At 59.7% G+C, this 20031-nt stretch carries 16 protein-coding genes and 7 pseudogenes; 10 read left to right on the top strand and 13 right to left on the bottom strand.

Annotated features, from left to right (window positions below):
- The first annotated feature begins 24 nt into the window (after nt 1-24).
- The 3 genes and pseudogenes from TMS3_RS20120 (at nt 25) to TMS3_RS20110 (ending at nt 3010) form a co-directional block, all read left to right on the top strand.
- The gene (locus TMS3_RS20120) at nt 25-591 is read left to right on the top strand and encodes a GGDEF domain-containing protein (protein WP_051394277.1); all 567 of its coding nucleotides are present in this window, start codon (nt 25-27) and stop codon (nt 589-591) included.
- 490 nt (nt 592-1081) lie between these two features.
- A pseudogene (locus TMS3_RS20115) lies at nt 1082-1783 on the top strand (DUF3363 domain-containing protein); the annotation flags it as partial.
- A gap of 267 nt (nt 1784-2050) precedes the next feature.
- A complete protein-coding gene (locus tag TMS3_RS20110; protein ID WP_235576671.1) occupies nt 2051-3010 on the top strand; it encodes an AraC family transcriptional regulator in 960 nt (319 codons plus the stop codon).
- Nucleotides 3011-3049: 39 nt separating this feature from the next.
- Here the strand turns inward: TMS3_RS20110 and TMS3_RS20105 are convergent.
- Nucleotides 3050-4426, bottom strand: a pseudogene (locus TMS3_RS20105) (GMC family oxidoreductase); the annotation flags it as partial.
- A gap of 9 nt (nt 4427-4435) precedes the next feature.
- Between TMS3_RS20105 and TMS3_RS20100 the strand changes: the two are divergent.
- Nucleotides 4436-5260 (top strand): annotated as a pseudogene (locus TMS3_RS20100) (IS3 family transposase); the annotation flags it as partial.
- A gap of 67 nt (nt 5261-5327) precedes the next feature.
- Here the strand turns inward: TMS3_RS20100 and TMS3_RS20095 are convergent.
- On the bottom strand, nt 5328-6362 hold the full coding sequence (locus TMS3_RS20095) for an AraC family transcriptional regulator (RefSeq protein ID WP_025167091.1): 1035 nt from the start codon (nt 6360-6362) through the stop codon (nt 5328-5330).
- Nucleotides 6363-6511: 149 nt separating this feature from the next.
- Between TMS3_RS20095 and TMS3_RS20090 the strand changes: the two genes are divergently transcribed.
- Together TMS3_RS20090 and TMS3_RS20085 are read left to right on the top strand one after the other, a co-directional pair.
- Nucleotides 6512-7546: a 2Fe-2S iron-sulfur cluster-binding protein gene (locus TMS3_RS20090; RefSeq protein ID WP_025167090.1), complete on the top strand. Its 1035-nt coding sequence runs from the start codon at nt 6512-6514 to the stop codon at nt 7544-7546.
- A gap of 31 nt (nt 7547-7577) precedes the next feature.
- Nucleotides 7578-7823, top strand: a complete 246-nt coding sequence (locus TMS3_RS20085; RefSeq protein WP_025167089.1) for a hypothetical protein — start codon at nt 7578-7580, stop codon at nt 7821-7823.
- A gap of 56 nt (nt 7824-7879) precedes the next feature.
- Here the strand turns inward: TMS3_RS20085 and TMS3_RS20080 are convergent.
- A pseudogene (locus TMS3_RS20080) lies at nt 7880-8116 on the bottom strand (ATP-binding protein); the annotation flags it as partial.
- Here TMS3_RS20080 and TMS3_RS20075 point away from each other — a divergent pair.
- Nucleotides 8116-8346 (top strand): annotated as a pseudogene (locus TMS3_RS20075) (ATP-binding protein); the annotation flags it as partial. The pseudogenes TMS3_RS20080 and TMS3_RS20075 sit on opposite strands and share 1 nt — an antisense overlap.
- 127 nt (nt 8347-8473) lie before the next feature.
- Here the strand turns inward: TMS3_RS20075 and TMS3_RS24775 are convergent.
- Both TMS3_RS24775 and TMS3_RS20065 read right to left on the bottom strand, forming a co-directional pair.
- Nucleotides 8474-8812, bottom strand: a pseudogene (locus TMS3_RS24775) (IS110 family transposase); the annotation flags it as partial.
- Nucleotides 8813-9036: 224 nt separating this feature from the next.
- Nucleotides 9037-10467, bottom strand: a pseudogene (locus TMS3_RS20065) (IS1182 family transposase).
- A 249-nt stretch (nt 10468-10716) separates the two neighbouring features.
- On the opposite strand from TMS3_RS20065, the gene TMS3_RS20060 reads away from it, so the two are divergent.
- The gene (locus tag TMS3_RS20060; RefSeq protein WP_152985537.1) at nt 10717-10983 is read left to right on the top strand and encodes a hypothetical protein; all 267 of its coding nucleotides are present in this window, start codon (nt 10717-10719) and stop codon (nt 10981-10983) included.
- 155 nt (nt 10984-11138) lie between these two features.
- On the opposite strand, the gene TMS3_RS20055 is transcribed toward TMS3_RS20060, so the two are convergent.
- The 7 genes from TMS3_RS20055 to TMS3_RS20025 are packed head-to-tail and all read right to left on the bottom strand — an operon-like array spanning nt 11139 to nt 16876.
- Complete coding sequence (locus TMS3_RS20055; RefSeq protein WP_025167084.1) at nt 11139-11888, bottom strand: TIGR03747 family integrating conjugative element membrane protein; 750 nt, start codon at nt 11886-11888, stop codon at nt 11139-11141.
- An 18-nt stretch (nt 11889-11906) separates the two neighbouring features.
- Nucleotides 11907-14048, bottom strand: coding sequence for a type IV conjugative transfer system coupling protein TraD (gene traD / locus TMS3_RS20050; protein ID WP_025167083.1), 2142 nt, complete (start codon nt 14046-14048; stop codon nt 11907-11909).
- A 4-nt stretch (nt 14049-14052) separates the two neighbouring features.
- Nucleotides 14053-14322, bottom strand: coding sequence for a hypothetical protein (locus TMS3_RS20045; RefSeq protein ID WP_025167082.1), 270 nt, complete (start codon nt 14320-14322; stop codon nt 14053-14055).
- A 9-nt stretch (nt 14323-14331) separates the two neighbouring features.
- Nucleotides 14332-14832 carry an integrating conjugative element protein gene (locus TMS3_RS20040; RefSeq protein WP_025167081.1) on the bottom strand — a complete coding sequence of 167 codons (501 nt, stop codon included), beginning with the start codon at nt 14830-14832 and terminating at the stop codon, nt 14332-14334.
- Nucleotides 14829-15386: a lysozyme family protein gene (locus TMS3_RS20035; protein WP_025167080.1), complete on the bottom strand. Its 558-nt coding sequence runs from the start codon at nt 15384-15386 to the stop codon at nt 14829-14831. The genes TMS3_RS20040 and TMS3_RS20035 overlap by 4 nt, the downstream gene beginning before the upstream one ends.
- Entirely contained in the window at nt 15371-16162 is a 792-nt protein-coding gene (locus TMS3_RS20030; protein WP_025167079.1) for a TIGR03759 family integrating conjugative element protein, read from the bottom strand. Before TMS3_RS20030 ends, TMS3_RS20035 begins: the two co-directional genes overlap by 16 nt.
- Before the next feature lie 9 nt (nt 16163-16171).
- Complete coding sequence (locus TMS3_RS20025; RefSeq protein WP_029866514.1) at nt 16172-16876, bottom strand: hypothetical protein; 705 nt, start codon at nt 16874-16876, stop codon at nt 16172-16174.
- Between the two features lie 250 nt (nt 16877-17126).
- Between TMS3_RS20025 and TMS3_RS20020 the strand changes: the two genes are divergently transcribed.
- Together TMS3_RS20020 and TMS3_RS20015 are read left to right on the top strand one after the other, a co-directional pair.
- Complete coding sequence (locus TMS3_RS20020; protein ID WP_025167077.1) at nt 17127-17405, top strand: type II toxin-antitoxin system RelE/ParE family toxin; 279 nt, start codon at nt 17127-17129, stop codon at nt 17403-17405.
- Nucleotides 17406-17417: 12 nt separating this feature from the next.
- Nucleotides 17418-17708 carry a HigA family addiction module antitoxin gene (locus TMS3_RS20015; RefSeq protein WP_025167076.1) on the top strand — a complete coding sequence of 97 codons (291 nt, stop codon included), beginning with the start codon at nt 17418-17420 and terminating at the stop codon, nt 17706-17708.
- 44 nt (nt 17709-17752) lie between these two features.
- Here the strand turns inward: TMS3_RS20015 and TMS3_RS20010 are convergent, their stop codons facing one another.
- The gene (locus tag TMS3_RS20010) at nt 17753-20005 is read right to left on the bottom strand and encodes an SNF2-related protein (RefSeq protein WP_025167075.1); all 2253 of its coding nucleotides are present in this window, start codon (nt 20003-20005) and stop codon (nt 17753-17755) included.
- Between the last annotated feature and the right edge of the window lie 26 nt (nt 20006-20031).

The following is a 20031-nucleotide window of genomic DNA, read 5'->3' as shown; positions in this document are numbered from 1 at the left end:
AGCGCTTTCGGAGTACTGAAGGTGATGTCTACACTTGTCGGTACCTTTGATCCTGTGGACGAAGCTGTCTTGGGCTTGCTCGCCGAGGTGCTCGGTGCCGACATGTTTTTCGCTGCAAAATATGCAGCAGATGACCTCTACTATCGCGTCACGCATGACGGAATGACAGGCCTAGCCAACCGAGCATTGTTCTTTGACAGGATCAGAAATGAGTTGGCGCGTGTGAAGCGAGAGGGTATTGAATTCGGACTGCTGATGCTCGATATGGAAGGCCTAAATGCGATCAATGACAGTTACGGCCATCGCACAGGGGATGCTGCTGTTTGTGAAGTGGCCAAGCGAGCAAGCCATACCCTTCGCAAGTCGGACACCATCGCTCGCCTGGGCGGTGATGAGTTTGGGGGCATCTTACAGCCCACCAACGGCATGTCCTTTTTGGCAGAGGGTGTTGAAATACTCCGGAAAGCGATCTGTCAGCCGTTTCAATACGAATCACGTCAACTGATGTTGGGCGTCAGTATTGGTGCTGCAGTCGCTATCAAAGACGGCCTTGATCTTGATGCCCTGTTTGAGCATGCAGACCAGCTATAAGGCGGTTTTTTATAGGCTATGTCTGAGTTAACTGTTGCACGGAGCCGAAGCTCTTCGTAGGAGCCAGCTTGCTGGCGATCCAGCTGACAGCGAAAGCATCGTCAGCAAGCTAGCTCCTACATGGGCTGTGTTTTGGCCCGTTAGCCATTGCAACAACCAATTGTGACATAGCCTTTATATTAATTAAGATATTGATTTATAAGCGTTTATTTTTATGTGAAAAAACATCCCCCACTTGTCCCCACAAGCTGGGTTCGCGTGACATGATTTCGCTCTGCAGAGGTTAAGGCTCGAGCTTACGGATATCCCTAGCCCCTGGCTCTTCCTGGCGAGAACCTCGGTCTTCATGGGCATCAAGGGGCTGTGTGCTTTGGTTCATGACGATGACCGAGATTGTACGGGCCAGCTTTCCGGCACCAGTGCAGGTGGCTTGGTCCATGGCTGCTCAACCAAAGCGTCTTGGAACCATTGATCGCAAAGATTAGCGTGCCGCACCGATCACCACCTGGCGATTGTCCAGGGCCAGGCCAAGGATGGCCGTGACCCGCAGCAAGTCGTCGCTGCCCACGTCCGCCGGCTGGAAGCCCTACGCCGTGCCGGCATTGTTGAACGCGTGGCGGAGGGACTGTGGAAGGTGCCGGATGACCTGCCCCAGCGCGGCCGCCAATACGACGCTCAGCGCCTGGGTGGCGTCGCCGTGGAGCTAAAGTCGCACCTGCCTATTGAACGGCAGGCTCGTGTGATCGGTGCCACCTGGCTAGACCAGCAACTGATCCGCGGTGTGCGAGGGGTGGGTGACCTCGGATTCGCTGGAGAAGTGAGGCAGGCCATACAGCAGCGTGCCGATGTCCTGGTCGAGCATGGGCTGGCCGAGAGGCAAGGCCAGCACGTGATCCTCGCGCGTAACCTGCTGGTGAGGCTGCGCAACCGGGATCTGACTCAGTCCGCTCGGGACATCGCCGCCGAAACCGGGTTGGAGCATCGACCTGTGCACGACGGCCAGCGCGTGGCCGGCCTCTATCGGCGCAGCGTCATGCTCGCCAGTGGACGTTACGCTTTGCTGGATGACGGCAAAGGGTTCAGTTTGGTGCCATGGGCGCCAGTGATTGAGAAGCGCCTGGGTCAGCAGATTACCGCGACCGTACATGGTGGCGGCGTGTCCTGGGAGATCAGTCGATCGCGGGGTTTCTAGCTAGATATAGAGCGGTTGAGGTTGGGGATATTTACCGTGGGGGTATTCCATGCATGGGCCGGTGATGTCTATCGAAGCGCGAGCAGTCCATACTCGATGGTGGCGGGTATGCTAAGAGGCTTCGAAAAATCTCGTCTCGTAGGCATGACCATTTGCAGCCAGGTGCATATTTGACGAAAGGGCGGAGGCCGCTTTGATGGTGATTGGACTCCAGTCAACATGACTACTCTTATTCGTACCACTTCCTTTTGGGGGTTCAACGAACTGGTGAGCCAGTTGGGCGGCCAGTCCGAGTCCTTGTTGCGGCAGTATCACATTGACCCCCGGCTGCTTGGGGATGAGGAGGCACACGTTCCGCTTCGTTCGTTTATTGAGGTGCTGGAGCACGCGGCGTTGGTTCTTGACTGCCCCGACTTCGGTTTACGTATGGCCCAGTATCAGGACGTGCATGTACTTGGCCCGATCGCTCTGATCGTGCGCAGTGCTGCAACTGTGGGCCAGGCTCTGGAGGAAATAGTCCGCTTCATCGGTTACCACAGTCCAGGGATTCGTCTTGAGCTAGACAGCTGCGAGCCACAGACATCGCGATTGCGCATCGATATCCGTTTACCGGGTGCTCTACAGCAGCGGCAGCTACACGAGCTGGCCCTCGGGGTTGCCCATAACACTATGAAGCTGCTTTGTGGTTCAAGCTTCAGAGCTCAGTCCGTTCTATTCAGCGGCATCAGTCCGTTACCCGCTGCCCGTTATCGCCGTTATTTCAACACTAGCGTCTTCAATGGACAGGATTGCAATGCTCTGGTCCTTCACCGTGATCAACTGGAGCAGGCCATCGAGCTTCAGGATCCGTTGCTGTACCGCACCATGGTCCAGTACCTCAGTGCCTATGCGGCGCGGCCTCAAGATCTGCGGTCTCAGGTGGAGTTTCTCATCCTGCGCATGCTGCCGACCCAGCGCTGCCGCCTGCCGTTGGTGGCCGAACAGTTGGGGTTACACGAGAGGGTGTTGCAGCGGCGCCTAGCTGAGCGGGGCAGTGGATTCGAGGACCTTTTGGAGGCTGTGCGCCGGGAGCGCGCCGACTGCTACCTAGCCGAACGTAACATGGCGATGTCACAAGTCGCCGGCTTGCTCGGTTATAGCGAACAGAGTGTGTTCAACCGTGCTTGCCGACGTTGGTTCAACATGGCGCCACGGGCGCGGCGCCGCCAGTTGTTGGAAAGGCAGTAAATTCCAGCCTCCGTGTATTGGAGGGCCCTTTCTGTATTACTATCTACCTCTGGCAGAGGCTACCCACTCGGCACCGCGCTCGGCGATCATGATCGAGGCTGCGTTGGTGTTGCCACCTACCAAGGTCGGCATGATGGAAGCGTCTATCACTCGTAGACCCTCAATGCCATGTACTCGTAGCTGGCTATCGACCACAGCCATCTCGTCCTGCCCCATCTTGCAAGTGCCGATCGGGTGATAGATGGAATCGGTGCGGCGGCGTAGCAATTCAATCAGCTGTTCGTCACTGTGCAGGTTCTGGCTGTAGATGTCCTTGAGGCCGAAGCGCGCCATGGGTGCCTGAGCTACTATCTCGCGAGCCATGCCATAGCCCTTGAGAAGAGTCTGCACATCGTCGTCGTGACTGAGGAAGTTGGGGTCGATGCGCGGTGTTGCACTTGGGTCAGCGGATGTCAGGCCGCCGCTGCCGATGCTTTTGGGCCGCAGCACGCAGACATGACAGCTGAAACCGTGCCCCCAGTGAAGCTTGCGGTTGTAGTCATCGACTGTGCCGATCACCGAGTGCAACTGGATATCTGGGCGCGCCAAGTCTGTGGTTGTTTTGAGGAAGCCGCCTCCTTCGGCACAATTGCTTCCCAGTGGGCCTTTTTTTGTTGCGCAGATAGTCGATCAATGCCGTGCCCATCTTCATGTTACCGCCGAGAGAGATGTCCAGCAGCGAGGTGTCGCGGCTTTTGTAGCAGAGCACGATGTCCGGATGATCCTGCAGGTGCTGGCCGACGCCCGGCAGTTCGTGTTGCACAGCGATACCCAGTGGTTTCAGCTCGGCCTCCGGGCCTATGCCAGACAGCATTAGCAGGTGCGGGCTGCCGAAAGCGCCAGCGGCCAGTAGCACTTCCTTGTGCGCCTTCAGTTCCAGGCGTCGGCCCTTGATCAGAGCTTGCACGCCAGTAGCCTGTTTTCCTTGCAGCAGTACGCGCTCGACGTGGGCGCCAGTGAGTACGGTGAGGTTTTCGCGGTGGCGGATCGGTTTGAGGAAGGCGGTGGCAGTGCTCCAGCGGCGCCCGTCACGGATGGTTACGTCGTAGTAGCCGATGCTTTCCTGCTGCGCGCCATTGAAGTCTGATGTGTAGGAGTGGCCAGCCTGAATGGCGGCTTCGACGAAAGCTTCGGTGGCGACATGGCGGTGGGCTCGACCGACGTAAAGTTCACCTTCGCCGCCATGGAGTTCGCTGCTACCGCTCTGGTGCATCTCGTTTTTGCGAAAGAACGGCAGAACATCGGCGAAGGACCAGCCGGGGTTGCCTAGGGCTTGCCAGTCGTCGAAGTCGCTGTGGTGCCCGCGGATGTAGATCATTCCGTTGATCGAACTGCTGCCCCCAACACCTTGCCGCGTGGCTGATAGCCGATATGACCACAAGGTTCTGCTGGCTGCTCGGGGTCAGCCGTTCGGGGTATTACGCCGCACGGAGCCGCCAGCTGAGGCCGATCAAGGCGTGTCCGGTGGTCGTATTCCTAAAAGCCCTGTTCGTGGCGAACGGCAGCGCTTACGGCAGCCGTCGCTTGCAGGCAGCGCTCAAGGCCCAAGGCGTCTGCGTGGGGCGCTATCGGGTCAGGCGAATGATGGCGCAGTACCAACTCCGTCCAACCTGGAGGCGCAAGTTTGTCCATACAACAGACAGCAAGCATGACCTGCCGATAGCGGGCAATATTCTGAACCGGCAGTTCAATCCTGAAGCGGTCAATCTGGCCTGGGTCGCTGATATCACCTATATCCGCACACGCAGCGGCTGGCTGTATCTGGCAGCGGTAATGGACTTGTACTCGCGCAAGATCGTCGGCTGGGCGATGGCACCGAACATGCCGGCAGAACTGGTCTGCTCGGCGCTACAGATGGCGATTGCGCAACGCCAGCCTGCGGCGGGCTTGGTCATCCACTCGGATCGGGGGAGCCAATACGCCAGCGTGGCCCATCGCGCCGTACTCGATCAGCATGGCTTGGTGATGAGCATGAGCCTCAAGGGTAACTGTTGGGACGCGGTGATGGAGCGCTTCTTTCTGAACCTGAAAGTGGAGCGGGTCTGGCAGCATGACTACGCCAATCACGCCGAGGCGATGACGGATATCGCCGACTACATCGCCGGCTTTTACAACAACGTGCGCCTGCACTCGAGTCTCGGCTACCAACCGCCAACGACTTACGAGCGGAAACAGGCAAAACAACCTATCGCAGTGTCCGAAATTATTTGACCACTACAGTCGCCCATGTTTTGACATAGGTTGCGAGTGTCTGTCGGTGTGGGTGGTCGTGCGCTGTTTATTCTGTTGCTTTACCTGCTGTGCTGGGTAGGTGCCTGAGGTAATGAGAGGGAGGCGTGCCCGTCCACCGTTTGAAGGCTCTACGGAAGTTTGCGAGATCTGTGTAGCCCAATGTATAGGCGATCTCCCCCATCGTTAAATGACCAGCTTTGAGATGTTCAACCGCCAGTGTATGGCGTACCTCCTCGAGGATCTCTTTGAAGGACGTGCCCTCTTCAAGTAGTCGGCGATGGAGGGTGCGTGGAGTTAGATGGAACAGCCATGCGGTAACGTTCAGGCTTGGGAAGCCGTGTTGTTTCTCCAGCATTATCCTTCGCACGCCTGCGCTTGTTGATGTCTTGGCTGCCAGCTTTCCCAACTCTTGCTGACAGATTTTTTCGGCTTCTCGGAAGGCTGCCGGGTCGGCCATTTTGAGAGGCTGTTCAAGTAGCTCGGTGTCCAGAGTGAAGCCAGCCCAGCTCTGCCCATAGGCTACTTCGCAACCGAACATGTCGATTGCCAGGTTGGCATAAGTTGGTTCAGGGAAGGGGAAGCTGACTTGTCGAGGTCGAGCGCAACCCAAGGTGATTGCGTCGAAAATATTCTTTACCGCCAGCATCACTGCTTCAAGCAGTGTTCGCTCGCAGGCACCCAGAGTGAAGTTTGCACTGAAGCGGAGGTGCTCTAGCTGGGTTGTCTCGTCGTGCTCGTGCTCAAGGTCAAACAGGGTGGTGCGTAATGCTAGATAGCGCTGTACCAATTGAATGGCCTGGCTAAGCGATTCGCTCTGCTGCGCAGCGAAACCGAGAATTCCATGCGTGTTGATAACCAGCCGCTCGCCCAGTAACAAGCCGAGCGCCGGTTCGTCGGTCAGTATCAAGGCGTCTTCAGTTAGTTGGCGGAACACGTCGAAGCTGGGTTGGAAGCTAGCTTCGCCCATCTGGTTCAGGGTCAGTTGGCTGCGTGCTAGCCAATCTTCTGGATTTACGCCAAAGACCCGAACCAGCTCGGCGATTTGCCGTAAGTACTGCACAGGCAAGACGAAGTCGAGCATAGCTATCCCTCTTCGCGATAATTCAGCGCTGCGTAAATTGTCAATAAATGACCTCTATTTGTCAATCCGGAACCTCTTGCTCGCCCCGGGTCGCCGCTAGGATGTGAACGTCCGCAGCTCCTACTCCAACAATGACTCTCGGAGGGCACATGTTTTCATTTTTCGCCAAGCGCAAGGCTTCAGCAGCGCTTATCAATGGTATCGGGGTAGACGTCAGGCCAGGTGAAACTCTGCTGCACGCTGCTCTGCGCCAGGGCATTGATTTCCCCCATAGCTGCCGTGTGGGCGGTTGCGCCAGTTGCAAGTGCAAGCTGATATCGGGTCAGGTGAAAGAGTTGACTGAAACCGGCTACATCCTCAGTGATGAGGAGCTGGATGCCGGCTACATACTGGCCTGCCAGAGTGTTCCCAAGGGGGAGGTGAGCATTGAAGTGGATCTTGCCGCTTTTCAGACCCGTCGACGGGTACGGGGTAAGGTGGTAGCGCAAGACAAGCTCACCCACGACATCACCAGGCTGGTGATCCAGTTAGAGGAGAGTCTGCCCTACAAGGCTGGCCAGTATGCCGATCTCTGCTTCGACATTTTGCCGCTGTATGCTCGCAGTTTCTCTTTCGCAAACAGGCCGCAGCCTGACGGCAAGGTGTCCTTCTTCATTCGTAAGGTGCAAGGCGGCTGCGTAACTAGCGTAATCAATGATCAGTCGCTGCTTGGGCAGGGGGCGATGGTTGTGGGGCCAGAGGGCGACTTCTATTTGCGCCCGAGCGCTGCTCCACTGCTCTTGGTGGCAGGTGGTAGTGGGCTGGCACCAATCCTGGCTCTCCTCGAAGAGGCTCTTTCCGTAGGGGCTCAGCGATCTGTCACTTTGCTGTTCGGTGCTCGCGAAGAACGTGACCTTTATGCGCTTGATGAAATTAGTGCTCTAGCAGCCCAGTGGCGTGCTTCGTTCCATTTCGTACCGGTTCTCTCTGGGGCGACAAGTGACTCCAACTGGCAAGGTGCCAGGGGGCTGGTCTCTGAACTCATCCCCAAGTTTCTGGAGGATGGTGCTCACGCCTACCTGTGTGGCCCCCCAGTAATGATCGATAGCGCGGTTTTGATGTTGCGCGGTTCTGCGGTGCCCTGTGATCACATCTACGCCGATCGCTTCACAACCCATCATGACCCACTGGCGGCCACCGCCTGATATTCCTCTAGTAATAACAAGAGAGACGACCATGAACGCGCTGCATTACCTGAAGTACTTTCTATTTCATGTGGTTGGCTTATTGTCTGCTGCAGCTATCTTGGCCGGTGGTGCTTGGATAACTATCGGCTTGATAGCCGTGGTATTCATTTACGTCATTGGCGATGCAATTGCCGGGGATGACACCAGCACCCCTAATTTCAAATACCCCGGCATCTTGACCTTTCAGTTGTGGCTGGCTGCGGATTTCGGTGAACGTGACCGCTCATTTTGCTAACTCGTGACCGGTGTTTTCACCCCGGTTGCGCGGGATTTGGATTGTAGCCGCATCGGTCACGATGCGGCTTCTTCCTCCGTGTTTTTCCGTCGCAGTGACTCGCCTTTCATCACGATTCGGTAGGCGTTGTGCACCAGGCGATCGAGGATGGCGTTGGCCAGCGTGGGGTCGTTGATCCAACCGTGCCAATGATCGACGGGAAGCTGACTGGTCAGGATGGTGGAGCGGCTGCCAGCGCGGTCGTCGATCACTTCCAGCAGGTCATGCCGGGCATTTTCTTCCAGCGGAGCCAGCCGAAAAACGGCGGGACATGCTGGAGCTACTGGACGACCGCTACGGCCAGCGCTCGACCCTGGTGACCAGCCAGATGCCGGTGGATAACTGGCATGAACTGATCGGCGACCCGACCCTGGCCGACGCCATCCTCGACCGCCTGGTGCACAACGCCTACCGGATCAATCTCAAGGGCGAATCGATGCGCAAGCGGACGAAGAAATTGACGGCGCCGGGCGCCTCAGACTAACAATGCAAAACCTGCGTCGCTGCGCTCCGACTGCCCGGCCAGATGGCCGTGGAACAGATGGCCGGATGTGCGTGGAATGCCCGGCCGGATAATCGTGGACTGGGTGGCCGGATGGCGTGGAATCCGCAGTCTTGGGTGCGACAAAACGCATGGAGGGTCTGCACGCGGCCTCGCAGATGGCCTCGGCATCCACGAAGTCGTTCTTGTTGCTCTTCACGAACGGTCTGACAAATTGCGGTGAGATCAGTTTGGCGACGTGTCCGAGCTTGTTGAGCTCCCGCGCCGTGAAGTGGGCTCCGGCACAGGCCTCCATGACCACCGTGCAGGCTGGCAGATTGCCGAAGAGTCGCATCATCTGCAGTCGCGAGAGTTTCTTGCGAAAGACCGCCCGGCCTGCCCCATCCTGACCATGCAGATGGAAGCTGTGCTTGCCGAGATCGATACCCACCAGTGCAACTTTGTTCATGGCGATGGCCTCCGAGATAAACCCAGCGAGAGCATAGCCCTCGCGGGGTGTGGGGGTGACCATCTCATTACGTAGCAAGCGATGGCAATCAACTGCCAGGGGATTTTCTCAGCGTCCAGGAGGCCGCCGGAGGCCCAATCAGGCGCATTCGGTGATTCTGGTGGCTATGGCACTTTAGGCTTCGGCGCGCCTGCTGGAGGGCGGTAAGAGTCGTAAAACAGGCCTCAGGCCTTCATCGCTGCCATCAGGGCACCGCTGCCCAACACGCTCAACACGAGTTTGAGATTATAGGCGAGCACATGCAGGCTCATCTCGGTACTCACTCGGTCGAGAGTCTTGGTGAGGAAGTGGGTGGCGCCCATCCAAGACTTCAGCGTGCCGAACGGGTGCTCGACCGTCTGACGACGGATTCGCATCATCTCGAGCGCTTGATCCAGGCGACTCTGCATCGCCTCGAGCACCGCCTCATGCTCCCAGCGGCTCACTCGGCGCTCTGAGCTAGGCGTACAGTGCTCTTTCAACGCACATCCTTGGCAGTGCGAACTCCAGTAGCGGTGCAGCTTCAGCCCTTTCTCGACGCTTGAGTACCGCCAGATCAGGCTTTGCCCAGCAGGGCATCGGTACTCGTTCTTGGCTGCGTCATAGATGAAATCACCTTTGCCGAAGCGGCCAGCCGCTGTCGCACCCGAGGTCAGCGTCTTGGGTACGAAAACGGTGATTCCAGCGTCATGACACGCCAGGATTTCTTCGCCTTTGAAATACCCTCTGTCTGCGACCGCCGAGAGTTCCTCGACCCCCATGGCCTCTCGCGCCTGCTTGGCCATCGAGCTCAGCTGGTCTCGATCAACTCCGTTGTTCGTGACCTCGTGCGTCACGATCAGGTGGTGCTTCGCGTCGACCGCCGCCTGCACGTTGTAGCCGACCACTCCGGTGCCTCGCGTCTTCATCGAACGGGCATCGGGATCGGTCAGGGAGATCTGTTTATCCGGTGTTTCGTTGAGCTGAACCTCGATTTCCTTGAGTTCCTGCAGCTTCGTTTTCAAGGTCGCGATCTTGTCGTGGAGGCGTTCGGCTTTGACCTGCGCCACGGCAGGTTCCTGACGATCTGCAGTATCCAGTGCGCTCAGGTAGCGATTGATGCTGGACTCGATCTCCTCCATTCGCCGCTGAAGCTTGGCGCTGGTGAAGTTGCGGTCGCGGTTGTTGACCGCCTTGAACTTGCTGCCATCGATGGCCACAAGCGCTTCAGAGAACAGGCCAAGCTGCTGGCACAGCACCACGAACTGCCTACAGACGCCGCGGATTGCCTAGCCGTTATCCTTGCGGAAGTTAGCGATGGTCTTGAAGTCCGGCATCAACCGTCCGGTCAGCCACATCAACTCAACGTTGCGCTGAGCCTCGCGTTCGAGACGGCGACTGGACTGGATACGATTGAGGTAGCCGTAGATGTAGATCTTCAGGAGGTCGGCAGGATGGTAAGCGGGCCGACCTGTTTCAGCCGGGACGACACCTTCAAAACCCAGCGTGCCAAGGTCGAGTTCATCGACGAAAACATCGACCACCCGCACCGGGTTGGTGTCCGCCACATAGTCATCCAGGCTCTCGGGAAGCAGCGTGCTTTGGCCTCGATGCTCTCCCTGGATAAAACGCTTCATTGGCGTCTCCCACTAATTTCAAATCCATCAAATCATAGCAAGGTCGATGCCAACGTTATACAGTCTGGGCCGATCACTGCCTGTCGCGACCGGCCGGGTCGCAACGATCGCTACAGACAGAATTCGGCTAGAAAATAGAGCTCAAAATTTGATCAAGAAAACAGTGGGCGATACCCAACGATGTGCGACGCATAACAGCGCGACTCCTCGCTACAATGGCGCTACCCGTAATCGCTGTAGGGATCTCGCTTGACTGACACAAAACTCACCGAAGCCGAGATGCGGCGCGCACTCGGTCTTGACTCTGCTCCCCAGAAGCAGCCAATGCCCAAACCGTCCTCCACCTTCACACTCGTTGAACTTAGCGTGCGCAAGAATGGAGGCTCTCCATTCCGCTTCGAGCACCGCTCCCGCTCCATCAGCACTCTCGCCGCCCAGCTCGAGGCCGAGAAAGCTGCGCGGGAGAAGGGGTTTGAGGTATGGGTGGTGTTGAATATCCGGCAGGTTTCAACATAGAGCAGCAAAAGGCGCCAGTCAGTGCCAACTCGCTTAACGTCGTCCGGTAAACCGCTGCCGGACGTTTGACAATGATAGCCAAAGCTTCCGGCTTATCTTCTTGTGTGGCCTTCTATAATTTTGATATATAAAGAAAATATTACTTCTTTTCGGGCCTAGAGATATTTCTTGAAACTCGCGGCGGTAATGCACACCGATACCCCCAGCAGGGCGGCGCAGGGCAGAAGGATCAGCAGCGGGCTGATGCTGATCGGGATCGCCAGGTAGACCGTCCACGGCACGATGGTGAGCGGCACGATGGTGGCCCGGGCCTTGTGGTACAGGTAGCTCGACTCACGCCCTGAGCCGAATTTGCGCAGGTCGCGGCGAACCAGGCCATCGACCAGTCCGGTGAATGCTGCCATCGCGAACAGCGGAATGGTGAGCGTCAGGATCACCATCCGCACGCAGAAGGTCAGGACGGTATAGAGCGCGGCCAGGCCATAGTCCTGGAATTTGATGAGCACCCAGCCGATCTGGTACCGCAGGTCGAGGCTGCCAGTCTGCCGGTTGGTTCGCGCGTAGTTCGTCAGTGTATTGATCCCGTCCTGCAGGCCGGACTTGACCATGGTCCAGTCGTAGACCAACTGGGCCAGCCAGGTAGCGGTTCGTCCTGGCTCTTGAATGATCACGCTGCGCAGCAGGTCCTGGGACAGCCAGCTGAGCTCATGCTCGAACATCTGCTGGGCATGCTTCCAACCGGCATCCGGCCAGAAGACGTACAGGCACACCCATTCGACCAGGATGGCGCCCAGCAGGGAGCCGAACATCACCCCGATGAAGTGGAAGGGCAGCGCGAACAGCATCCCCAGTAAGGTCTTCTCGCTTTCCTGCTGCTGTTGGGCTTTCTCCGCGACATCTGCCATGGCCTGTCTCCGTTACGCCTAGGCGGCCTGCTCGCCGCTGGCCATGTTGCGGAAGTCGTTGACCAGGTCCGCCGGTAGCGACTCGTTAAGCGCCTGATAGCCGGGCGCTTGCCACCAGTCCGTATTCGCGGCCTGGCCCTTGCGCATGCTGTCGGCCAGGGCCTGGAGATCTTTCGGCATGACCTCGCCGGGATCGCTTGCCGGCAGCGGCATGCGAATCTTCCAGAGGTTGCCGCCTTCGATGAGGGCGAAGCACTGTCCCTTCGGCAGGCCGACCACATGGGCAGGTTCGATCATCGGGACGCTGACGCTCTGAATCTGATCGTGGGTGTTGGAGGTGAAGGCTGTCTTGCCATTGACGGAATCGTTCGCGCTGCTTGCCGGTGTGCTGGTGAACACCTGGACCTTCGGCAGCTGGTTGGTGAGCAGCTCCGCCGTCGCGGTTTCGCGCACGCGCAGCATGAACAGGTTGTTGAAGTTACCGATCACCTGGCCTGCTTTGGCGCGTCTGCCGATCTTCGCCTCGATGTCGCTCATGGTCTGGGTGTAGGCGGTGACCTGCATACCGGCGCCGCCGCCCTTGTTGATCATCGGGATGAATTCTTCGCCCATCAGCTCGTTGAACTCGTCGGCGTGGACGTTGATGGCCACCTTGCCGCTGCCGGCCCCGGGCAGCCCATCATCGATGCCGAACTTGTAGATGTGGCCGGCTACCGACACCAGGTCGCTGAACATCGAGTTGCCCACGGCTGCGGCCACCTCGGTATCGGAGAGGGCGTCGAGTCCGATGTAGACCACGGCGCGTTTGCGGATGACCTGCATCCAATCGAAGATCGGCCGTGGATCTTCCAGGTCTTGGTAGTTTGGCGAAAGCAGCTCTGCGATCCGGCCGGTGGTGAGTTTCTCCAGCAGCGGCAGCAGCGATGCCACGATCTTGTCGAAGTAGGTCTTGTCGTACCGAACCGCTGACCGCAGTCCGTCTATGACCGGATCGGAGATGCGTTGCTGGGTGAGGTACATGTCTATGGCCACCACGCGTAGCGGCCGGTCCTTCATGGCGAAGCTGAGGGTCTTACGGTCGATTTTGCCCTCGATCGCGACGATGGACTCCCAGGCCTTGGGGTCGTGCTCGGCGAAGTATTTCTGGGCGTACTCGACGAACAGCGCATCGATGTTGATCACGTGCTTGAGGATCTGTTCGTAGTCCGGGCGCCGGCCGAGCGCGACCAGGGCACGGGCGATGATGTTGACGAAGCGCCAGGCGAATTCGCGGAAGGCCGCGGAATTGCCCTCGCCGGACAGCTGACCGGCAACCCGGGTTGCGACCTCGGAGATGCGGCCAAACCGCCCTACCGCGTTGTAGCGCGCCGAATGGTCCGGCCACCCCAGGTGGAAGACATAGAACTCGTCCAGCCGGCCGGCGCGCTTGCACTCGACGTACATGCGTTTGAGGAGGTCGGCGTCGCCTTTGGGGTCGAAGACGATCACCACTTCGTGCTGCCCACCGCGTTTGCGACGAATGTCCTGGGTGATGAACAGTTCGGCCAGCCGGGTCTTGCCGACCCGCGTGGTTCCTAGCACGAGCGAGTGACCAACGCGCTCGCCCAGGGGCAGGCTGACGTCATGTTCGCTCGGCTCAATGCCGTGGATGCGCGGCAGGCCTCCAACTGGGGGAAGCGGGCGTGCCGGGTTGAGGGGTACGTCCCAAGCAGTTGCCTTGGCCAACAGGTTCAGCGGGAAAGGGGCGAACTCCAGGCGTGCCTCGAGGCGCCGGGCATGCTGATACAGCGGGGTCGGTTCGACGTAAGGAGCGAATTTAGGCAGGTATGTGTCCATGAGGCGCTGGGTGTGCTTCTGGGTCCAGCGGAAGCCCTTGCCAATGAAGAGCCGCTCATTGCTGACCGGCATGTCCTTGCTGGTCATGGTGTAGTGGGGCAGCCGACGGATGTTGCGGCGGTAGCGCAGCACAAGTAGGGCCTGTTTCAGTCGCATGCTCCCGAGGGCCAGGAAGCCAAGCGCTGCGACCAAGCCGAACAGAGGGGTCAGGGCCAGCGTCCAAGGTGCGAACACACACAGTGCGGCCACCGTGAAGCAGACCTCTGCGGTGTAGAGCTCGACGGCAGGCCGGAGTAGCGTTTCGATGGTATAGGTGCTGGCCATGTGCTTATGCCTTTAAGGTTCCCTGTACCCGCTTGCGCGAGCTGCGAGGTTGTTCCGCGTGCAGGGCAGCCACTTCCTCCCGGGCCTGCTCGACCTCATAGTCGGGAAGCCGCTCCTGCAGCCGTTCGCAGAGGGTCATTTCGTCCTCGAGCGACAATCCCGTGATGCTGCCTCCATAGAGGCTGATGACATGGGTCAGTTGGTCATGCATGAGTTGCCGAGCACGTGGATCGGACGGTTGCTTGATCACCATGGTGATGAAGGGCGCTGTCACAGCTATCTCCTATTGCTGGATGGCGGTGGGCGTGAGCAATACCGGGTAGTGGCGAAGGCCAAGACGTGCAGCTAGGTCGTCCGCTGGTGTGGGCAGCACCTGCAGGTTGCCTGCCCAACGGCGAATCTCCGCCAGGCGCTCTTCACTGGCGACGTTGATGGCCAGGCCTACCGCCTGCAGGTGCTGCAGCTGGTCTCGCCGCTGCAACAGCCAGGAGCGGGACAACTGGTCGTCGCCGACCAGGAACACCGGTTGCAAGCCCGGCGCATTGATGGCTCGGCCCTGAACCGTGCCAGGGCTCAACTGAGCGGATCGGACCGGGAAGGCACCCGACCCGCGCACGCCAATAGTGGGAGAGGAGCTGCCGGTCAGCGGCTCTGGCTCCAGGTCTTGGTAGTAGGGCAGCGCAGTGGCACCGCCGCGGTCCTCGACAACGATCAGGTTTCCGGCTGATGCGCCGGCTGCCCAACTGGTGAGCAGCAGGGATGCAAAGATGTGCAGGGTCTTCATGGATTGGCCGCCAGTAGGTTGATGCCGGTGACCCGGCTGAGGTGTTTCGCGAAAGCCTTGCGGTAATTGGCAGCTGCCTGCCCGCCGGCGGGCCGGTGGTAGCGGCCGGCGACAGTGATCCAGTCGCCTCCCTCCGCTCTCTGTTCATTGAGGATGTTCACGACGGCCATGAGGTTCTGATAGGGGTCGAGGGAATCGCAGGTCGTGGCGAAGCGGTGTCCGTTCCAGCCGATGTTGATCTGTCCCAGGCCTGCGTCGACTCGTTTGGCACCGGCTACCTGGATGGCCACCGTAAGCGCCCTGCAGGCATCGTCGCGGGTGGCAAAGCGATAGCCGGCGCCGGCGACATTCAACGTCCAGGGCCAAGGCACCAGTTGCCCTCGAATGCGTGTTCCGCTCTCCTGCAGGGCTACGGAGTAGAGGACCTCCGACGGAACACCATGGGGCAATGCGATCAACTGGTAGGCCGGAGGCGGAATCTCCGCTGCCTGCGCGAGTGCGCCTATCAGCACCAGGTTGGCGGCCGCGGCCCTCTTGATTAGTGACGCTGCCATTGCCCGTTCACCTCTCGCACCACTGCAGGCAAGTCGCCGCCAAGGCCTAGCCCCATCCAGCGGCCTTGGTCATGGTTCAAGGTGATCTGGCGGCTACGCACATTCTTCGGCTCAATGCCGGCAAGGATCGCCCAGCGACGGATGTGCTCGTCCTCACCCTGACTGCCGATGAAGTAAAGGTCGAATGGTTGCTTCTTAGCCTGGAGGTCCTGCACCTGCGCAATGCAGGGAGGGCAATCGTCCTTCACGAAGATGGCGAGGCGGCCACTGCCCTGTAGCGCCAGCTTGCTGCCGCCGATACCTGGCGCGGGGCTGGACGTGATCTGGATGACTTTCTCGCCGGGGTACATGCGGGCGTGGGCCTCATCGTAAGCCCGCTGGTATGCCAACTCCTTGTCCACTCGTTGCCGCTCCGCCTGGACCTGCAGCTCGGCATAGCGACGTCGTTCTTCCGCGCTACGAGCCTCGATTCCGAGCGTGGTGAGTGGATCCAGCCCAGGGGAGTAGACGCCTCGCGGTCCCTGCATCAGGGTCTGGTAGCGGCTGAACTCTTGAGACGTCAACCCCCACTCCTGTGCCTGCTCCTCGATGGAGCTTGCTTGATGCAGTCCTTGTATGGACGCGTTGCTCTGCCGGGTGCGGATCTCTTGCGACGGTTGTGCCTCGGCGAGTGCCTGCGGCGCGCAGGCGCTCCAGAGGGCAATCATGCCGCTGATTACCAATGTCGGCGTTGCTCTAGTGATGCAGCGCTTGCTCCAGTTGAATGGCTCGAACATGTTTGGTCCCTACGGCTGGATATTGATGGTTCGCGGCGTGCCGGCCACATCGAAGCGGGCCGAGCGATCGTCAAGAGCGTTGAGGTGCCAGGCTGTGCCTGCAACGGCATCTCCCGGGCGAATCAGATAGATCTGGCTCAGACGGGTGCTGCCCGGCGGTGCAACTGAGAGAAAGCGCTCTCCGCCGCGGTACTCCACGCCGACGACATGAAAGGGTGGGGGTTCTGGCGCGGCGGGCTTCGGCTTGGCCTTCTGTGCTGGGGGGCTTTTTGCGGCGGTTCGCTTCGGGATGATCAGGGGTGGAGCTTTGGGCTGGGCCTTACGAAGCTCCTGGACGCTCTCGTCCAGCGTTTCCACGGTGGCCTTCAGGGCCAGTAACTCTCCGCTCGAGGCGACATTCCGGGAAAGGTCCTGGACTGTTTCGTTCACCTGCTTGGCAAACGCCTGCGCGGCGTCTATGCGGTTCGATAGCGCCTGCTGGCCCGCGCGGAAATCTTCGTCGGAGACCAGGTGCTTGCCGTCGACGGAATCCAGGCGCTCGTCGATGTTGTTCAGTCGCGTCAGAATCGCGTCGATCGAAGTCTTTTCGGCGGCACCGTCGATCGAGCTTCGAAGCTGGGTAAGCTGGAAGTGCTGGTAGACCAGCCCTCCCGCCATCAGGACCAGGCAGAAGCTGAGAAGCAGGGTTGAGCGGGTAGGGCGTGGTAGGTTCATGGATGTCCTCGCGCGAAGCCGGGGGACACCCTCTCAAAGCACTGGTAGCTGGTGCAGCAAGAAATACATTTCTAGTGAAGTGGGTATTTTCCGGCGCCGTAAAGGTGGGGCGTGCGGACCTCGTGGCCAGATCAGGCACAGGCCGACCTGTTCGCGCCGGCGCCGCGGGCCGGCAGCGAGCGATTGCTGGCATGCAAGGAATATCTGCAATTTCTTGCCGCCTGTAAACTAACTGTTTACACTCCTGGGCATGATTAAGTCATTCCGACACAAAGGACTTCGGGTCTTCTTCGAAACCAGCAGTACGCGCGGGATCAATGCCGCGCACGCGCCTCGTTTGAAGCGTCAGCTGTTTGCTTTGGACGAAGCCAAGATCCCTACGGATATGGACATTCCCGGGTATCACTTGCATGAGCTGAAAGGCGATCTGGCTGGGCATTGGTCGATTCGCGTGTCAGGCAATTGGCGAATGACTTTCCGTTTCGACGGCGAAGACGCCGAGCTGATCGATTATCAGGACTACCACTAAAGGGTTTGCCCCATGCCTATGCACAATCCCCCGCATCCAGCAGAGATCCTGCGCGAGGATGTTTTGCCGGAACTCGATATGACCGTGACCGCCCTGGCCGAGCGCTTGGGTTTTTCGCGTGTCCAGATGTCCAAGGTGATCAATGGTCGCGCCTCGATTACGGCCGATATGGCCTATCGCTTGGAGCTGGCCAACATCGGCCGCGCTCGCCATTGGCTGGCCATGCAGTCGGCCTATGACCTGTGGCAGGCCGCGCATCGCGAGCAGCCGCGGATAGAGCCCATCGTCTGGGCGCATGCGTGACGGTCACGCGGCCATAAAAAAGCCACCCGAAGGTGGCCTTGAAGTCATGCTGCGATAAGCTGCCTGGCAAGTGCCATCTCGACCGAGTCACCATCCTGGTTCAGCGAGTCGAGGCCTGACTCAGGAACGTCTCCCGACGTGCTCTGCGCCACGGCGATCTTCTTGGCCATCAGCTGCAGGCAGGTGATCTGCGAGCTACCGGCGTAGCCGAAGAACACCACCCGCACCGGGTGTTTCTGCCCGATTCTCCAGGACCTCCGCGCTGCCTGCTGCAGGGTGTACACGTTGTACCCAGTTTGCAGGAACGCGATGGTCGGAAAATCCAGCAAATCCAGCCCGGTCTTTACCAGCTCCGGATTGGTGATCAGCACGTCGATTCCGCGGTCGACCTGGTCGAGGATCCAGTCCTCGCGCCTGGCCGTATCCACCGAGGCGCGCAGTACTGCCACCTTTAAGCCGGCCTGTTCCAGCACCCGCCTGAGCCGACTGGTTGTGTCGCGCGTCCCGCTGTACACGGTGTAGGTCAGCACCTTGCGGTTCTTGGCCTTCTCCGCGAGACAGAGGTCCACTAGCGCCTGCTCTTTGGGCATCAGCTCCTCGTCGCCGAATATCGCTGGCACGAATGCCAGCGTGTCCCGGGAGCGAGGATGCTTCACCACCTCCGTCCGGAAACAGCAGTCCGGCCAGGCCAGCAGCACGTTGAGCACCACGCCCAGGAGCGTGGTATCTCGACGAGCCAGGGCCTGGCGCAGTTCCGCGGTCAGTGTGGCTGCCAGTCGTTGGTAGGCCGAGGCCTGCTCCGGCGACATGGGTACGTCGACGAACTCCTCCTGGTAGTCGGGCAAGACGTTGCCACCGATGTCCTTGAGCTTCAGGAACACGGTGAACGGCAGCACGAAGCGGTGGATGCCTTTCGGGCCGAAGCCCGGAGCCTTCACCGTTCGTACCGAGAGCTTCTTGCCCTTGGCCGTCTTGTGCGACTCGCCGTCGCGCTCGGTGTAGATGTCCTTCAGCACCCCGTGATCGCGCATGAACGACATGGCTGCAGGAGCCATGCTGCCGCGTGCGTTCGGTCGGTAGCCGTCCTCGATCATGCGCTGGGTGAGGATGCGGAACAGGAGGTAGAACAGGTCGTCGGCATAGCCGCCCATGAGCGTGCCGGTCAGCAGCACGGATTTCCGTGCCTTCGCTGCAAGCACGCCCATGGCCTGGCCCTGGGCCGAACCGCTGTTCTTGTACTCATGCCCCTCGTCCACCACCAGCAGGTCGAAGAAGCCATCCGGCAGGTAGCGCTTGATGAACTCCGTAGGTTGGTAGCCGCCTTCGCCGAAGCCGAACTCGATGTTCGCCATGGCGCGCTCCATGCGCTTGGCCTGGCGATCGCTGAAGATGAAGTTGCCCTTGGCGTCCATCAGGTTGATGAACTCGGACACGTTGTCCACCAGCATCGAGGCAAGGAAGTCCTCCCCGAAGTCGTTCAGCAGCCGCTCGGCACGCACGGGGCCGATGGTCGGGATCCGACACATCGACTTCAGGATCGTCGAGCGGCGGTTGCCGCCGTCCGCTCTGCCCGGGCGCATCAGTGTCCACAGAGCCGCCTCACAGTGGGGGCAGCGCCGGCGGCGCTCCTCACGGTGAAACTCCTCGACTGTGATCAGGTTGCCCTCCTGGTCCTCGAGCACACGGCCGCAATCCGGGCAGCCAGCCATCAGCCGGCCGCCGGCGGCGCTCCGCTGCCAGCAGGCCAGGCGCCAGTGGAACCCCATCCGCATGCGCACGCGCCCGAGGATGAAGAACTCCTGACGCCCGTCGTAGGGCTCACCGATCTCCTGACGCAGCTTCAGCAGCTTGACCAGGGTATCGGGTTCGTTGAGCACCCAGACGCGGGCGTCCGGAATGGTTTCGAGGATCTCGCGCCGCCACTTGTAGACCAGGTGCGGGGGAGAGATGACCATCGTGCGGCGATAGCCAGCGCTGTGCATGACGGCGGCCACGGCGATGGCCATCATGGTCTTCCCGGTGCCCATCTCGGCATTGATGACGCCGGCCTGTTCGTTGCGATCGAGCAGCAGCGCGGCGATGGCCTGGACCACCTCCGCCTGGGCGGGGAAGGGTGTGCGTTTGAGACCATCCATCACCAACTGGCGGGCGCCGTTGGCGTCGCCGGCATAGACCGGTGGATTGGAGCGGTTGAGGGAGTCCAGCAACTCGTCGCCGAATTCGTCGATGAAGTCGGTGAGGCCTATGGAGAGTGGTGTGGCAGGGACCTGGGTGAAGGTCTGGGTCAGATCGTTCATGGTGCTTTTCCTGGGGGGGATGAAGC

Source organism: Pseudomonas taeanensis MS-3, from assembly GCF_000498575.2.
Lineage (GTDB): Bacteria > Pseudomonadota > Gammaproteobacteria > Pseudomonadales > Pseudomonadaceae > Aquipseudomonas > Aquipseudomonas taeanensis.
The sequence above is the reverse complement of the archived record's forward strand: the minus strand, read 5'-3'. Positions and strand labels throughout refer to the sequence as shown.

Excerpts from the sequence above, each read along its gene's own strand:
- TMS3_RS20090 (WP_025167090.1), top strand. The coding sequence starts at position 6,512 with ATGTTTTCATTTTTCGCCAAGCGCAAGGCTTCAGCAGCGCTTATCAAT.
- TMS3_RS20055 (WP_025167084.1), bottom strand. The coding sequence starts at position 11,888 with ATGGCAGATGTCGCGGAGAAAGCCCAACAGCAGCAGGAAAGCGAGAAG.
- TMS3_RS20120 (WP_051394277.1), top strand. The coding sequence starts at position 25 with ATGTCTACACTTGTCGGTACCTTTGATCCTGTGGACGAAGCTGTCTTG.
- TMS3_RS20025 (WP_029866514.1), bottom strand. The coding sequence starts at position 16,876 with ATGAACCTACCACGCCCTACCCGCTCAACCCTGCTTCTCAGCTTCTGC.
- TMS3_RS20015 (WP_025167076.1), top strand. The coding sequence starts at position 17,418 with ATGCCTATGCACAATCCCCCGCATCCAGCAGAGATCCTGCGCGAGGAT.
- TMS3_RS20030 (WP_025167079.1), bottom strand. The coding sequence starts at position 16,162 with ATGTTCGAGCCATTCAACTGGAGCAAGCGCTGCATCACTAGAGCAACG.
- traD (WP_025167083.1), bottom strand. The coding sequence starts at position 14,048 with ATGGCCAGCACCTATACCATCGAAACGCTACTCCGGCCTGCCGTCGAG.
- TMS3_RS20095 (WP_025167091.1), bottom strand. The coding sequence starts at position 6,362 with ATGCTCGACTTCGTCTTGCCTGTGCAGTACTTACGGCAAATCGCCGAG.
- TMS3_RS20035 (WP_025167080.1), bottom strand. The coding sequence starts at position 15,386 with ATGGCAGCGTCACTAATCAAGAGGGCCGCGGCCGCCAACCTGGTGCTG.
- TMS3_RS20040 (WP_025167081.1), bottom strand. The coding sequence starts at position 14,832 with ATGAAGACCCTGCACATCTTTGCATCCCTGCTGCTCACCAGTTGGGCA.
- TMS3_RS20010 (WP_025167075.1), bottom strand. The coding sequence starts at position 20,005 with ATGAACGATCTGACCCAGACCTTCACCCAGGTCCCTGCCACACCACTC.
- TMS3_RS20020 (WP_025167077.1), top strand. The coding sequence starts at position 17,127 with ATGATTAAGTCATTCCGACACAAAGGACTTCGGGTCTTCTTCGAAACC.
- TMS3_RS20085 (WP_025167089.1), top strand. The coding sequence starts at position 7,578 with ATGAACGCGCTGCATTACCTGAAGTACTTTCTATTTCATGTGGTTGGC.